Below are 14,717 nucleotides of genomic sequence, written 5' to 3'. Positions count from 1 at the left end.
TACGACCGGTCTACTGATTGATCCGGTATTTTATGACAGACCACGGCACAACACGTGGTAATGAGACGACGACAATCCGTTGACCATCTCTTCTCTGACCAATCGATCCACGAGTACCGGCGGGAGCAAGAGACAGAGCTGAAGGACGAAATCAAGGAACTGTCCAACGAGGAGCTGCAGGATAGCACCGACCTCCTGACCCTGATATTCACGTCGAAATATACCCCATCCCCGATCCATCTCAACGACTACGACCTAGAACAGGCCGGCGAAATTGAGAAAGAGATCCCGCGAGGCCAAGGCCTGCCCGGCCTCAATCAGCGCGGCCGGCCCTCTAAGACGTACCAGCGGATCAGTGTGAAGTTGCCGTTCGACGGCGACGGCGATCTCCTGCAGATTAATCCCAGTTCCTCGAAGCTGAACAAACCGTGCTACAACGAATTGAACCGAAACGAGGTCGTCTACTACGTCGACTACACGATCGGGAACAAGGATGCGGAACAGGTCCAGGCCGAGATCCAGTCCGAGGTTGACGAATGGGTGGACAAGGTGGCGTGGTTCGTGGAACAGCTTGAGGATGATATCGCGGAGATGGAAGAGAAGCTGCAGCGGACCGCCCGCCGCTCAATTGAGGAACGGCGGGAAATCGTCGATACAAACCATACGGTGATGGCCGAACTAGGTGTCGACACCGGTGATACCGCGGAACCTGGATATGTAGTGCCGGAGAAAAAGCGAGAGATCGAGCTGCTGTCACCGGCCGCGGACAGTAATGACGAGGTGCTACAGGACCGGACCTTTATCGAGGTCTTGGATCTGCTTGACGACTTGGGACGGGATTTGGAACGGTCAGCCACGCCGGTCAGGGGTCTGGATGAGGAGTCGCTACGCGATATTTTCCTGATGGGGATTAATTCGCATTACTCTGGATTCGCGACCGGAGAAACGTTCAATCGAGGTGGGAAGACGGATATCCTGCTCCGGTATGATAACGAGAATTTGTTCATCGCGGAGTGCAAATTCTGGGATGGACCATCTGTGTATGCGGACGCGTTCGACCAGCTCCTAAACAACCTGACCGTCCGGGATTCACACGCTGCACTCTTGATTTTCTCACGGCGTCAGGACTTCGGGACGGTTGAGGACCGGATATGGGAGGCGACGATGGATCACGACCGGTACGTCTCTGAGGTGTCGGAGATTGCAGATCACAGCGTATCTCGACTGGAGTCGGAGATTGGGCATCCGGTCCGTGTTGCGGTGAAAGCATTCAATGTCCGGGAATAGGATAGTACGGCTGGTCCAGTTCTTTTACTCCCCGATGCCAATAGTGATCTACGGTAGTCCCAGAGTAGAGGGCAGAAGCTTCTTTTTCATTGCAGGATACCTATAGGTAAATGAGGTCTTCTCGCCGCCGGTTTCTCGCGACGGCTGCGGCTGCCCTCACCTATCCAGTTGTAGGTGGGGCGCAGGTAACTACAGCGGAGCAATCCCATCAGACTACACCATCTAGCCCGAAACCGGAGCCCGTCGACCCGGTGATAGCAGAGATATACGGCGAGCTCGAACTCCCGCAGGCCGACCCGTTCTGGACGTGGGACATTCCCTACTTCTCGGACGATGCTATTATCGAGTACGAGGTCCGACCGAAAGACGGCGGCCAACTTCCGGACGTACTGGTCGTGGACGACGATGGACTGGAGAAATACCGGACACAGGTCGCGTCGATTCCCCTATACGACACCCAATCGAAGGACCTTGGCTGGTTCGGATCGGTCCCCTGGCCGGTCGTCTATTTCGACAACATCCCGCGAAAGCTAGACCAGGTGCAGCCATGGGATGTCGAAGGGGGGATGGTCGATATTGAGACGCTGGACTGTCTGACCAATGCCCGGCCGCGGCGTGATGCAAACGTCATCGCTGGCGGCGACTATCATCTGGTCTTTGACTGGACCGACGAGGTCTTGTCTAGTCCGGGAAGCGAAGATGTGACCGTCGAGGTATCCGCCCGCGTCCGCCGAAACAAGCCGGAGGAAGCGGCAGAAGCAGCTCCAGCGCAGGCCTCCACCCTCTACACGACGGTTGGAGCCGCAGAGTTGCCGGTTGTCGAAGCGATGGTACCCGTCGCTGAAGCAATCTGCGGTCGAGTCCCGAACGAGATGAAATCATTTTCCGTCGCAGATGTGCTGACGGAGGCACCACGCGCCGTTGAGGCAGTGGCCGTCACACGAATCGTGTTCGCGGTCCTCGACGACAAACTCGGGTATACGCCGACATTCGCCCGGCAGCTGCTAGATGGTGCATCCACATGGGCACGATGGGGACGGTCGGTGCTCCCGGTCGTCAACAGCATTGACCACGTGATTGATGATGCATGCCGCGTTGTGGGAGCAGAGCCAGATGCGGTGACAGATGCCGTGGAAGATCTCCTGCTGAGCCTGGGTATTCTTGTGGCTGACCTGTTACTGGCGAAGTTCGGCTTGGTAAGTCGTGTTGCGTCTTTCGCCGTGAAGCGGGCGCACACGTATTTGCTCGGGATTATCGGTGAAGTGCTGGGACTCAAAGCATATCTGGTGTTGCTCCGGGAGCTGTACAATCTTCTCGAAATGGGCATTCAGCAGACGCTCCGGAAGATCAAGTCATTTACCCGTGATATTGAGGAACACGGGTTCCTCACAGATGACGAGTTAGCTACCGTGCAGGAGTTTGAGCAGGAAGAAGATCTTCAGTCGCTTGATTCTGGGTGGGATCTGCGAGTGGGACCGTTGAACCCTAGTCCGGAATGTCAGTCGTAAACCGAATTACCTGACGGAAGTATGGGGCTCTCGCTACCGGTACAGGTTTTCCCGGTACCGGGGCTCGTAGACAACGATCTCGTGCGTGACGATACTGACCACGGATCCGAACGACGTGATGAACTCAATCCACGATCGGACGCCGGTCGTCCTCCCGCAGGACGCGGAATCTGACTGGCTCGCCGCAGACCCGGACACCCGCAAGGAACTGCGCCAGCCGTATCCGAAGGCCGATCTGGACGCTTATGAGATCTCGACGCGAGTCAACAACCCTGGTAACGACGATCCCCGAGTCATTGAGCCGCTTGACCACGAGCAATCGGGCCTCGGCGAGTTCAGCTCCGGGTAAGTGACGGAGCCCCTCGTCACTGCATCGGTGAGGCAGCTGCCGAATTGACGAGTAAGTACTCCCGGTCCCGACTCGTGCCCTTCGCCTTGAGGAGGTTGTATTGGTCCATCTTCGAGAGGTACGTTCGGACGGTCCGTTTCGTTCGAGGGTCGTCGACGTTCTCGGAATAGCGTTCGTGGATCTCGCTCGGCCCGAGCGGACCGTGGTCGCGAACGATATCGTACACGACCCGCTGGTGTGGGGTGAGTGAATCGAGGCTCTTCTGCTTGATCTGGGCGCGAGCATCCTCGGCGGCGTCTAGGAGGATGTCGTCGGTGATCCGCTCGTGATTCTCGCGATCAGCCTTTCCGGCTGCCGTTCGGAGGATACCGATCGCGAGGCGGGCGTCGCCAGCGGCCGCATCTGCGATCCGATAGAGTTGATCGTCGGTGATGACGTCCTCGTCAAGTCCCCACTTTGCTCGAGCGCTCAGAATGTCGTACAGCTGTTCATCGTGGTACTTGTCCATCCGGACGTGCTCGCTGGAGCGCAGGCGGCTCACGAGGCGGTCGTCGACTCGGCTGAACAGCTCTTCTTCCTTGTTCGCGATACATATGATCGCGAACTGTGGCAGGCTATGGAGATCGTAGATGACACTCGGGTCCTCTAGCTGGTCGACCTCGTCCAGAATGACCACGGTTCGAGGGCCGTCGTGCCGCTGGAGGCGGTCGACGAGTTCGTCGTGCGGCGTCGACTGCCGGTGGATGTCGATGGTGGCGCCGAGGTCGTCGAGAATCTGGTAGAGCGTCCGGAACCGGGTGTAGTTGCGCCAGCAGTTGACATAGGTGGTCTCAACGTCGAGGACCTCTTCCCGGAGCCGTTCCGTGACGAATTTCGAGATGCACGTCTTCCCCGTCCCGCTGGGTCCGGTGACGATGGCTGTTTCGGCTGGTTCTTCGTTCGTGATGGGATCGAGAACGCTGGAGAGGTGGTTGACTTCGGCGTCGCGATGCTCAACTTCCCGAGGAACGAACCCGGCACGAAGGACGCGAGCATCGCGTATCATATGTTACTAACAGACTGATTTTGCGTCAGGTCGTAAAAACGTGACCGGGTCGTTTCCGGAAAGATCTACATTACTCCTGCTTGATCACGGTTTTGATAGCCTTTAGGAGCGTCTGAGTTCAATAATAGCTTCCTTGGTGTGGGAGTTCCCGGAAACCGGCGTTCCTATATCTCGGTGTTCGATACTCATCTATTCAACGAAATGTAAGAAAAATGCCGCAATAAAATCTGATTTCAAATTTCAGCTGTATTATTTGACGATTTATTGAATCTCAAATATACTTTGTCAGAAATATGTGCTCCTTCTAGCGGTCACGTTCTGTTTTTTATGCGCCTGATTGGGTGAGGCGCAAATCGCCTCAGGCAAACGATGAAAGATGCAATATCAGCACCTAGCTCTGTATCGGATCTTAAATTAACCAGAGAGCGAAGCCGAAACGAGATTAACGACTTTCTCGAGTCAGATGAAGTAAGCCATAAATTAGGGGGTGTCCCGGGCTGGAAAGCTGCTTTCGGAGCTCGTTATAAGACCGATCTAATTGCAGTTTGCGTTCTTGGCCGTCCTGTGGCTCGAATGGTTGATGCGGATAAAGAAATCTCAATTACGCGGTACGGATCACGACCCGAAAGACCAGCAAACACGGGTTCTTGGCTTATTGCTCGCGCCCGGGATTGGGCATTCTTAGAGGGGTATCAACGGATCTCTGCTCATGCTGGAGTAGCGGGTAACAGGGGAACGGTTTATTCAGCGGCAGGTTTCAAACTGGTTCGGGAAGAGAAAGCCCAAGGAGATAGTTGGCAGTCGCGCGAAGGGCGTTCATCAGTTGACGATTTCATCCGACGAAAGTGGATTTATAATTTTCATGACTAAGAAATAGTATTAATCAATTTACTTTGTGTACAATAGATAAAATGTAAGCCGACTTAATTTGTACTTGGTTACTTAGTTTGATTCTGGGTCTCCCCCCACGACAGCTTGCCCGTCTATACACCGGTGAAGATACGAACATTGGTTGCATTTCTGGATCGTTGGATCTGTCTCATAGGATTCTACGTCTCCCTGACTGGCCCAGAAAGCCCTATCGTTCGTAATCTGGTCTCGCACCCGTCTGATGTCTTCCGTAGTCGGTACCATTCGGTCGAACTCCCCACTTCCAGTATGGGCTAATCGGACCCGAATCCGACTGAGTTCGGGTTCATACGCTTCGTGAGCATAGAGTGCATATGCTTGCATCTGTATCGTCGGGTTACTGAACCGGTCAAACGCACCTGTCTTCCAGTCAGTGACGACAAAGTCTCCCTCTGGGCTTCGCGTACAGAGGTCTGGTTGGACGGTGACGGGCTCTTCGGCAACATCGAACGTTTGGCGAGTTTCGTGGGCGATGTAGCGGTGGTCCCCAAAGTGGGGCCAAATCACCCGGAAGAACTGTCTGATGTGATTACGGGCTGTACGAACTAATGACCGCGTGAACGAATCGCTATCGAAGGTTTCCTCATCCGTATGGTCAATCCAATCTGCAATCGTCTCAGCATTCACTTCCACATACCTCTCAAGTTCGTCTTTCGCGTAATCGGTTGCAGTCTGGAGATGGATGTTCTTACCCCGAGCCCACCGTGCAACCTGCCCCGCGAGAGATTCGTGTACGACTGTTCCCAGATAGGCTCCGGGCGACGGTGTATACTCACTATAGTCCCCGGTAGACTCGGTCTGTTGGTATCGATAAAAGAACCGCCGTGGGCACTCTTGGAACAGCTGCGCTGCCGACGCCGACCAGTTTACGTGTGAAAACTGCTCTGACCCATCCATTCCGCTATTGGAGTTTATCGACGATCGAGTGAGCCACCTCTGGCAACCGTTGGGACAATTCGTAGTCTGAGTAGTCTTCGTCGTACGTTGGCGACTCAGGCGCACGTGAACGCCGCAGACTAGAGCGGACACCGAACGTCATCGTCGTCCCATCGATTTCGATTTTCCATTTATCGTCGTCAATCGCCCTGAGTACGACGTCCTCTTCCTTCAACTCCAGGGCACGTTCGAGTTGCTGGATCAGGCTCTGTGCCTTTGCGGGACGAAGCGTCGGGGGCATCCCTGTCTGTGAATAATCGAGCAAGGCGAGGCCTTCGTGGCGATTCAACGAGCCGTGGAGATGCCGGTTCTGATAGCGGCGCAGGCAGTTGTGGCACGCCGTATCGCATGAACAACTCTCGAGAATCGTGCGGGCTTCTGCACACACAGCGTCGAATTCTTCCCAAACGCGAGATGAGAACCCGGCACCACCGGCGGTTGTATCGAAGAGGAAGACCTCAATAACGCCTTGAGCGTTGATATCGGCATGTTCTGCCGATCGAGTACGGAACCCTCCCTCGAGTTCATCATCTTCGATTCCCAGCGCACGGGATGCACCCATGACTAATGCTTCCGCAAGTGACTGGCCCGGTGTCTCGAACCATGCTTCCGATGGGACGAACTCCATCTCATCACTCAACGGGATTTGGAGGACAGTCAAATCACTAGGGAAGCGATGGCTGAAACTCGTCGTGACTGTCGAACCGGTACACTGGTCATCCCAGTCATATTCACCAACGAATCGGAGGTCCTTGGGATAGGGACGTGCGTGTGGATTTGAGAGTGGGCCATCGCGGCTAACGGCCCCACAATCGGTGCAGATCTCGAACCCATCCTCGTCAGCCCCAAAGTTAGCGACAAGAAGCTGTTCGTCATTCATCTTCCCTACTACCGAATGGCCAATGGATTTCTCCTCTGCCATCTCGCTAGCGTTCTCACTCTCGTGAGAAGTCGACGTAAGCGGGTATTTAGGCTGTGTTGCGTAGGCCCGGTTCTCGTTGTAGTCCGATCCTTTCTCAGCTGCACCTGTCTCATCGACTTTCGGTGCAAACGCCTCTGGAGTGTACATCTGTAGTGAACTGACCGTCGCTCCCTCACAGACAGGACACTCCATATCCTTGGCTGCGAGACTCTCATCATGCTCGTCAAAGACCGTCTTACAGACGTCACACCAGTTCAACCAATCAAGGTCTCTCCAGTCTTCGCCAGCCACTCGGTTCTTCGGATTATCTGGAAATTTGACATATACGCCGTAGGACTCGTAGGTTTTCTTGTCAACGACGATTTCCCGGCCTGGAACGTACGTTGAGAGTGCCTGCTTCAGATCCCGAGACATCTGGTACTTGTTCTTCGGCTGTGACGACCCGGGTTCATTTTCGCGTACGACGAAATCGGCCACATCAGTTGGGAACGAGAACGTCGGAAGTAGGGCTGCGTCCAAAAGGACGGAAAGTAGGTCGTCGTCCTCCGTGGATTGATCTTCCCATTCTGTTTTGGCTTGTAGCTCCTGGAGTTCGTTTAAGAACTCTGTAGCGGTGTCGCGGACTAATGCGACCTCCCAGTCAGATGAACGTCCCTTTCCTAGTGCATCCGGAAGGAGGGCACTCAATTGCTCGAGCGTCGACGATGAATCGGCGAAGATCTCTTCGTCCAGCCAGTCTTCGAACGCGGCGAGCGTTTGGTCGCCTTCTCCTTCAAAGAACTCGGCTGTACCTTTGAGCGAGCGGAATACGGCAGCTTCCGTCTCGACGGCCGATGGATCGAAGAACCGAGCAAGCAGCGAGGCGTTGATGTGCCGTCGGGCAATCTTTTCGTTGCCGGCGTAGATGACCGGTGCATTCCCCTCGCTCGTGATCATCTCTTCAGGATTCTCGAAGTAGTGTGACTCGTGAGGGGAGTTATCCGCGAAGGTAACTATCGTTGAAAGCCCGGCTCCGCGACGCCCTGCCCGGCCAGCACGTTGCTCATAATTCTCTGGTCCTGGCGGGACCGTCCGCATGGCGACACCAGTGAGGCTACCGATATCAATGCCGACTTCCATCGTGGTCGTACAGCTTAAAACGTCGATCGGCTGATCGGCCTCTGAGTCCCCGACGAGGATGTCCTGAAAGAGCAATTCGTACTCTTCGGAACGTGCAAACGCCTCGGAGTTGTCCTTTGCACTCAGTTGTGCCGAGTGCTCTTCTGAACGGAGCGTGAGCGGGTCCCGTTCACCATGGAGCACTTCGCGTGGGGGGTTCCGGAGGAAGTTCTTGCGTGCTTGGAGATGGATATCATCATCGCTTACCGCACTGAGGGTCCCCCGGCAACCATCGTATGGGCACGAATCATTGAGTGACACGACCGAGAACCGGCGACACCCTTCGCACCGGTACCAATCGTCGTCGAGTCGGAGATCGATTGTCGTTGCTTTCGGATTGGCGAAGTAATTGCCGTGAGAGGCCCCAAACAATACAGGCTCTGTCGTCATCAACGCCCGTCTCAGACTATTCCACGCCCCTTCCGGCACTTCGTCGTCGAGTGATTCTACAATATATTCAGGGATTATTTCGCTGTGGGGGAGCCCCGTCTCGTCCGGGTCAATCCAATTTTGGTAGGAGTAGGAGTTCGAACGTCGTCTGGCTTCAATACTTGAATCAAATGCTCGTTCCTCGCAGGCATGACGAAGCGCCTCGATGAGGATGCTCTTGAGTTGGTCTGTCTCAATTTCAGGGACAGCTTCATCAATTTTCTCAAACACCTCCTCGGACGGCGTAATGTACCCGACGAGGGCGCCGGTGATGGAGTACTGTTCATCGCCCAACGATCGGAGGAGAAGTTCCTCATACTGGCGGGGACGCTCCGACAACGCATTGCGTGCGGCTGGTACCTCAGGTATATCCTCGATGGACTCGAGGTAGTACTCATTGACGATGTCGGATAGGTTCCCACGAATATCCTCGAAGTGGGAGCGTGACCCCTTGTACACGACACCCGACTGATTCGTGTACTGGTCGCTGTCGTCGAAGAATACGATGTTGTTTTTCGCACAGTAGACTGCGAACTCGGCGAATAACCGATCCATCGTGATTTCACCGTCCGCGGATCCGATAATGTCGGTTAAGACCTCGCGGAACGAGTCAGATTCAACGTTCGATTGGAGATCTCGAGCTAAGCGGGCCGCCTTCTGTCGCCCGTCAGAGAAGCACAATACCTTCCGCCCCTCGTTGGGGAACTCATCTTTGAGTGGATCGGTCGGCTGGATACCGAACATCGACCGGACGCTGTGCGCAAATGGTTCCTCTCCTTTGGTGACCAGATCTTCAATCTTCGTGTCACCATTCGGACGGCGCCGCTCTTTGATACCGCACGCCGGGCATTGAGTCCAACTCCACGCCCCGTCCTCATCCGGAGGCTCTTCAGTCGGGACCTGAACCTCGATATGAGTGGTTGACCCTTCGCCGTCAACGTGGCGATCGTCAACAAGGTGCCCGGAGGTAATCGAGAGATTTCGTGAGGCCGTCGTCTCGGCGAGCGAACGGCCGTGTTCGTGGTCCGGGTTCGGGTCATCACGAGGGTCCTCAACTAACAGGTGGAGTTCGTCCAAGTCCTCGCTGCTCTCGGGATCTGACCATAGGAACGTCGGCCCGCGGTCGTCGTCAGACCGTCGATACGCTCGAAGATATGCTGCCCCACAGGTGCGGTGGCTAATCAGTTCGAAGACCCGACTGCCACAGGCCTCACAGGTCGTGTGCGGATTACTGTAGATGCGTCCGAGGAGGTTCTCTCCCTCAGTAACGCGACGGCCGCTACACTCGGGATTGACACACGCGTACTGGGCGGGGAGCCCTTTGAGGAACATATGGAGACGCGTCGGGAGCAACGCCTGTTCCTCTCCCTGACGTGCTTCTGTACAAAGGTACAGGAGGTTGCCTGTCGCCTCACGAGCCAAATCCTGATCGATGTCCTCGAACAACTCTTCGGCAAGCGCTGATAGGCGCAGTGGCTCTTCACGAAGGTATTCGTGCGCCAATTTGAAGAGTGGATCTTCGACTAATTGGTCGGCGAGGTACGAACGGACCGATTCAACGTCATCACTTTCGAGAGGGTCCCAGCCTCTTTCGCTCGCAACGTTGCGAATCTTCGATGGGTCCTCTAGTTGGTAGCGAACCCGTTCTAGGAGTTGCGCCGTACGTTTTTTGCTTGGCTCTCCACCTTCGTACTCCACCTGCTCTCCCGTAACCACTGAGAAATCGTCCGGATCTCCGGTTGTGAGCTGGGCCGCAAAGTCTGGGGCTGCTTCCTCTACGTTTTCGCCCATCGTCGCACTCGTGAGAATGAAGCGCACACGATCGCGAGATATCCCGAGTTTCTGGAGCAAGCGGCTCAAGAGGAGCGCAACCTCTGCCCCTTGTGCGCCCCGGTAGAGGTGAGCTTCGTCGAGAACGATATTCAATTCGTTCTCTTCGTCTTCGGCAAGCCACTCACGGGTATCCTCGAAAAGGGGCTGTTCGATCGGCCGGAGTAGCATATACTCCAGCATCGAGTAGTTCGTGATCAGGAGATCCGGCGTCCCGCCATGGGGATTGCTTCCATCGCGGGTGTGCATTTCCTGACGCGTGAAAAGTTCGGTGTCGCCAGGTTGGGTACGGAAGTGAGTCTCCTTTTTCTTATTCTTGTTCCGGAACCCTTCGAGATCCTTGGCTGGAATACGGCCTTTTTGTTTGAGTTGTTCGTAGAGGTCCGGCTGTTCTTCCTCTAACTTGAGATACCGGTTGATGACCGGCTTGACCAGATTATCGTTCTTACTCTTGTCGTACTCCCCGTGATAGGGTGTACGACTCGTGTACATCCCGAACTGTACACGCCGGCCCATGTAGTCCTCAAGTGTATCTGCACCGTCCTCGTCACCAAAGAGTAGACGCATCCGGGAGAGTTGATCCGCGACGAGGGCGTTCATCGGATAGAGAACTAATGTCCGCATCCCACGTTGGTCAGCTGTCTCTCCTCGCGCTGCCTCTTGGGCGAGCTGACCCAGAATTGAGTAGAGGAAAATTTCGGTTTTCCCGGACCCTGTTCCGGTGGATACGATGAGATCGTCCTCGTCGTTGAAGAACGATTGGAGGGCGTCGGCCTGATGTTTGTACGGCGGATCGAAGATATCGAGATCGTCGCTTTCGAGACCTTTTAGCAAATCGACAACTTCGCTCGGCAGGCCCAATTCTCTGAGGGGTTCACCCGAGACATAAGTCGGTGTTGCCTCGACCCATGGTTCGGTGGCTGTCTCTCCCTCGTCCATCAAGGCACGACGTTCCTTGAGAAGCCGCGGATGGTGAAGGTGGTAACGTGATTCGATATACTGTTGAAGGTCGTTCTCGAGCTCTTCCGAGACTTCTTTTATTGATTTCATGTTATGTGTTGTCGATGATGGTCACGGGCAGTTCGTCGAAGACTTCCCGTACCGAATCGGCATCGGTGTCCGAAATTCGCCATTGAAGTTGATACGACGATGTCTCAAGCCACTCTGCTCCGACTGCATACAGCCAGCGCATCTGTGCTCGCGGCGGCGCAAAGTCACAACTCAATAAGACCTCGTCGTCATATGCGGTGAGTTCAACTGTCTGTGGGTCCTCGGCCATTGAGTCGAGGATTAGGCACGCATGCTTGCGGTATTTCGGTGAGACTGTGACGGCCTTTGTTTCGACGTCACCCGATCGAATTTTTAATTGGTAGGTGTCAGCTCCGTATTCGACTGGAACTCGCCACAAGCTGAGCGCAGTTCCATCGGCCTCTTCAATAACGAGCGGCTCACCGTCTAAGCTGAAGCCATAGTACTGTCCAGTGTATGGTGCCCAATCTTCCTCCGGTTCCCACGACACCTTTGGTCGATGTTCGATGTACTCACGTAGTGTGGTGGGCGTCGTGATAGGCGCCTCGCCCAGACCGATGTATTCATTTTTGGATTGAACGGGAATTTTTCTTGAACGCAATTTTGATTCACTGATGTCAGTAAGGATCCGTGTCAATCCTCGGAATTCGATATCCAAGCCGGACTCATGGAATGGATGACTTGGATCCCCTGAAACGAGTACGGCTTCGGATTCGGAGATCATTACAGCCCGCGTCGGGGCTGGAGCATAGTACCCTTGTGAGAGCTGTAGCACATCTCCGAGGAACGTGATTGTGGGACCGGTACGCTCTGTTAATGCTGCTCGGAACCACCCGACGTCATCGGGTGTCGTGTCACCGTCAGCAGCTGGCTGTCCCAGAATGGCCGCAAGCTTATGCACAACCCAATGTCGGATTGCGGTGATGTGTGCCTGTGGATACTGCTGGCCCCCCGACTCAGCTTTCTCAGCAAGACCGAGCCGGATTGCCTCACCGATTATGGCGTTTCGGATACCGATTTCAGTCGATGGTAGTTGTTCGTCACTCGCACCAGTAAACCGCGTGGCGAATTCACAAAACGGTTCTTGGCTGAACCCAGCCTGCTGAAGCTGTTGCATCCGGGTGCCATGATTTGGGTCTTCGATGTCACCTACCGAATCATAGACTCTTGTCACGTTCCCAATCCCGCGCCCCCGGTGGAATCTGATGATTTCCCCTTCGATTTTTTGTCCGATTCGGGCTTTGCCCCCTGAGAAATATACTGGCAACCCGTCGACATACGCGATGAGATTCCTCCCATCAGTATCATCTATCGTTGCCATGAATGATTCATTCTTTTTGACAGGGAGTTTGTCCCAGCGCTCTCGGAGGATATCAAAGCGTATCCTGTAACGTTTCCCACGTGCTCTTGCGTTCAGTACCTCTGCATATCCCGGTTCTCGTCCGACAACATGCACTAAGTCGCCTTCGTCAGCTTGTACTGGTCCGAGTTCGACGACTTCATCTCCAGCAACCGAGAGTCCGAGGCCGTACTCATCGATCTTCTCTACCTCTATGTAGGTTTGTTCTCCCTCTTGTGGTGGTTGGTCAGGAAGAAGACCACTTACATGGCGTCGAATGTGGTCTTTGTAATTCTCCGCGAGGACCTCATCGGTCAGGCAAAGCGCGAAACGTATCGATGTTCCAGCTACTGAATCTGCCCCGAGGTACCGCAATCGAACCGAACGACCGGGTTCGCACGTGACCGGTCCGATATTAATTCCTTGTCCATCGTATTTGACGGTGCAGGTTCCACGTTTCGTAATCTTGTCTACTTCCGCTGTAAACTCGTCACCGGGTTTCAGATTCATTGTTCCTCCTGGGGAAATCGGATTGAAACGGTCCCAATACCATTGAATCGGATTTCAAGTTCAATACAGCCGCACTCTACCCAATGGACGATTTCCGAGATCATGTCACTGATTGTTGTTACGTCCCGGCTGATTGTTGGCCCGAAAGATGCGCCTTCAGCAAACGTGGCGATCACTTCCAATTCGAGATCTTCTGGCCCGACATATCCGAGGGTCGTGTGTAATAAATGAGGATTAAAATCAACGGGCATATGCTTCGAAGACTGGTCTCCGATCGGTGTGAGTAATTCACGATGGTTCTCATCTTGGATTTCGATACCGATTCGCCGTGATCCCGGCTCTAGAGTGTCGATGGTCGACGATTCTTCAGACGGATGGAGGTGGATCAGGCGATGACGATCGGAGTTCCGCTGATGAATACTTACACGCCGCGATCCACCTGGGGGTACCTCGGTTTTGTAGTAACGGGGGTTACCAGGCCCAGTCCGGTCGATTTCGACTGTGTCGTTTGCATCTTTGGGGATGGAAACAACCTCGAATATTGGGTCGATTTCCTCGGAGGGAGTAACCCCTACGAGAACTGATTCCTCTGGTGGCGCGTATAGGGGTGCCTCGACAGTTGGATTTGCGTGTGCAGGTAATACAACGTCAGCATCGAATCCGTAGTTTTCTGTACTAAGACCTCCTCCATAACGATCGAGGAAGGGCTCTGTCTTTTCGGAAGCCCGGAACCCGACTAAGGCTACATCCGCGAAGTCGTAGACGTCAACGAACGATACTTCGGATTTTGGGGGATTCTTTGAAACCAGATATACCCACGTATCTTTGCGCACTTGGCGCTCCGAATTATATCGTTGCGCCCGAGTTTCGTCACCAATAAAGAGGTCACCGTGATGGAGCCCTGAAGTAGTCCAAGTGCCGGTGATACTTCCGAGGATATCTGGACCTTTGATTTGGAGTTTGTACCTGTCCGCTGACGGGTCGAGATCAAGCGTGACCTCTGCTTCCGATGGGTGGAAGTTACTCGGTACTGGTGGATGGGTAATTCCTGATGCCTCGATTTCGACCTTTTCTAAGAGCGTGTCTACGTCCTCATTTTCTTGGATTTGATCCCAATCGAGTGATGGAACGATACCAAATAATTCGATTGCGCTATTATGGCGTTGCCCGAGATAAGTTCGAATCGACCGCTCACGCTCGTCCTCTTCGATGTCCGAAGTACGGAGATCCTCGATCATCTTTTCGACACCCTCGTCGCTGGAGAGTGAACAGGAAATGTCCTCCAGGACACCTTGCTTATGAGCAAAGTACTGGCGCTGAGTGCCAATACGAGGGGTTAGAAACTCACCACATTCTGGGCATCGATAGTAGTCTGTCTTCCGTTGTGCCTCCTCGATTGGAGTTTTTGTTCCCTCTGGGTTGAGCCCGAAGGGGATAGAAAGTTTACTCACGGGTGGTTTGGAGGC

8 protein-coding genes and 1 pseudogene are annotated in these 14,717 nt (G+C 54.4%); 4 read left to right on the top strand and 5 right to left on the bottom strand.

All coding sequences use genetic code 11. The features are described from left to right. Nucleotides 1–60: 60 nt before the first annotated feature. The 3 genes and pseudogenes from HZR14_RS09555 to HZR14_RS09545 all read left to right on the top strand — a co-directional run. A complete protein-coding gene (locus HZR14_RS09555) occupies nt 61–1,287 on the top strand; it encodes a hypothetical protein (protein ID WP_181692641.1) in 1,227 nt (408 codons plus the stop codon). Nucleotides 1,288–1,538: 251 nt separating this feature from the next. Beyond that, entirely contained in the window at nt 1,539–2,795 is a 1,257-nt protein-coding gene (locus HZR14_RS09550) for a hypothetical protein (protein WP_181692640.1), read from the top strand. Between the two features lie 73 nt (nt 2,796–2,868). Continuing rightward, nucleotides 2,869–3,144 (top strand): annotated as a pseudogene (locus HZR14_RS09545) (SOS response-associated peptidase family protein); the annotation flags it as partial. A gap of 16 nt (nt 3,145–3,160) precedes the next feature. Here the strand turns inward: HZR14_RS09545 and HZR14_RS09540 are convergent. Continuing rightward, nucleotides 3,161–4,189, bottom strand: coding sequence for a Cdc6/Cdc18 family protein (locus HZR14_RS09540; protein ID WP_181692639.1), 1,029 nt, complete (start codon nt 4,187–4,189; stop codon nt 3,161–3,163). A gap of 369 nt (nt 4,190–4,558) precedes the next feature. On the opposite strand from HZR14_RS09540, the gene HZR14_RS14615 reads away from it, so the two are divergent. Continuing rightward, the gene (locus HZR14_RS14615) at nt 4,559–5,059 is read left to right on the top strand and encodes an XF1762 family protein (protein ID WP_370464972.1); all 501 of its coding nucleotides are present in this window, start codon (nt 4,559–4,561) and stop codon (nt 5,057–5,059) included. Nucleotides 5,060–5,131: 72 nt separating this feature from the next. On the opposite strand, the gene HZR14_RS14610 is transcribed toward HZR14_RS14615, so the two are convergent. The 4 genes from HZR14_RS14610 to HZR14_RS09520 form a co-directional block, all read right to left on the bottom strand. Further along, nucleotides 5,132–5,995 (bottom strand): RecB family exonuclease, encoded by an 864-nt coding sequence (locus tag HZR14_RS14610; RefSeq protein ID WP_181692638.1) that lies wholly within the window; start codon nt 5,993–5,995, stop codon nt 5,132–5,134. Between the two features lie 4 nt (nt 5,996–5,999). Continuing rightward, nucleotides 6,000–11,312, bottom strand: a complete 5,313-nt coding sequence (locus tag HZR14_RS09530) for a DEAD/DEAH box helicase (protein ID WP_181692637.1) — start codon at nt 11,310–11,312, stop codon at nt 6,000–6,002. 112 nt (nt 11,313–11,424) lie between these two features. Next, nucleotides 11,425–13,251, bottom strand: a complete 1,827-nt coding sequence (locus HZR14_RS09525; protein WP_181692636.1) for a hypothetical protein — start codon at nt 13,249–13,251, stop codon at nt 11,425–11,427. Continuing rightward, the gene (locus HZR14_RS09520; RefSeq protein ID WP_181692635.1) at nt 13,248–14,702 is read right to left on the bottom strand and encodes a competence protein CoiA family protein; all 1,455 of its coding nucleotides are present in this window, start codon (nt 14,700–14,702) and stop codon (nt 13,248–13,250) included. The genes HZR14_RS09525 and HZR14_RS09520 overlap by 4 nt, the downstream gene beginning before the upstream one ends. Nucleotides 14,703–14,717: the final 15 nt, after the last annotated feature.

This window comes from Natronomonas salinimetallica (genome assembly GCF_013839515.1).
Lineage (GTDB): Archaea > Halobacteriota > Halobacteria > Halobacteriales > Haloarculaceae > Natronomonas.
The sequence above is the reverse complement of the archived record's forward strand: the minus strand, read 5'-3'. Positions and strand labels throughout refer to the sequence as shown.

Excerpts from the sequence above, each read along its gene's own strand:
- HZR14_RS09525 (WP_181692636.1), bottom strand. The coding sequence starts at position 13,251 with ATGAATCTGAAACCCGGTGACGAGTTTACAGCGGAAGTAGACAAGATT.
- HZR14_RS09540 (WP_181692639.1), bottom strand. The coding sequence starts at position 4,189 with ATGATACGCGATGCTCGCGTCCTTCGTGCCGGGTTCGTTCCTCGGGAA.
- HZR14_RS09555 (WP_181692641.1), top strand. The coding sequence starts at position 61 with ATGAGACGACGACAATCCGTTGACCATCTCTTCTCTGACCAATCGATC.
- HZR14_RS14610 (WP_181692638.1), bottom strand. The coding sequence starts at position 5,995 with ATGGATGGGTCAGAGCAGTTTTCACACGTAAACTGGTCGGCGTCGGCA.
- HZR14_RS09530 (WP_181692637.1), bottom strand. The coding sequence starts at position 11,312 with ATGGACGAGGGAGAGACAGCCACCGAACCATGGGTCGAGGCAACACCG.
- HZR14_RS14615 (WP_370464972.1), top strand. The coding sequence starts at position 4,559 with ATGAAAGATGCAATATCAGCACCTAGCTCTGTATCGGATCTTAAATTA.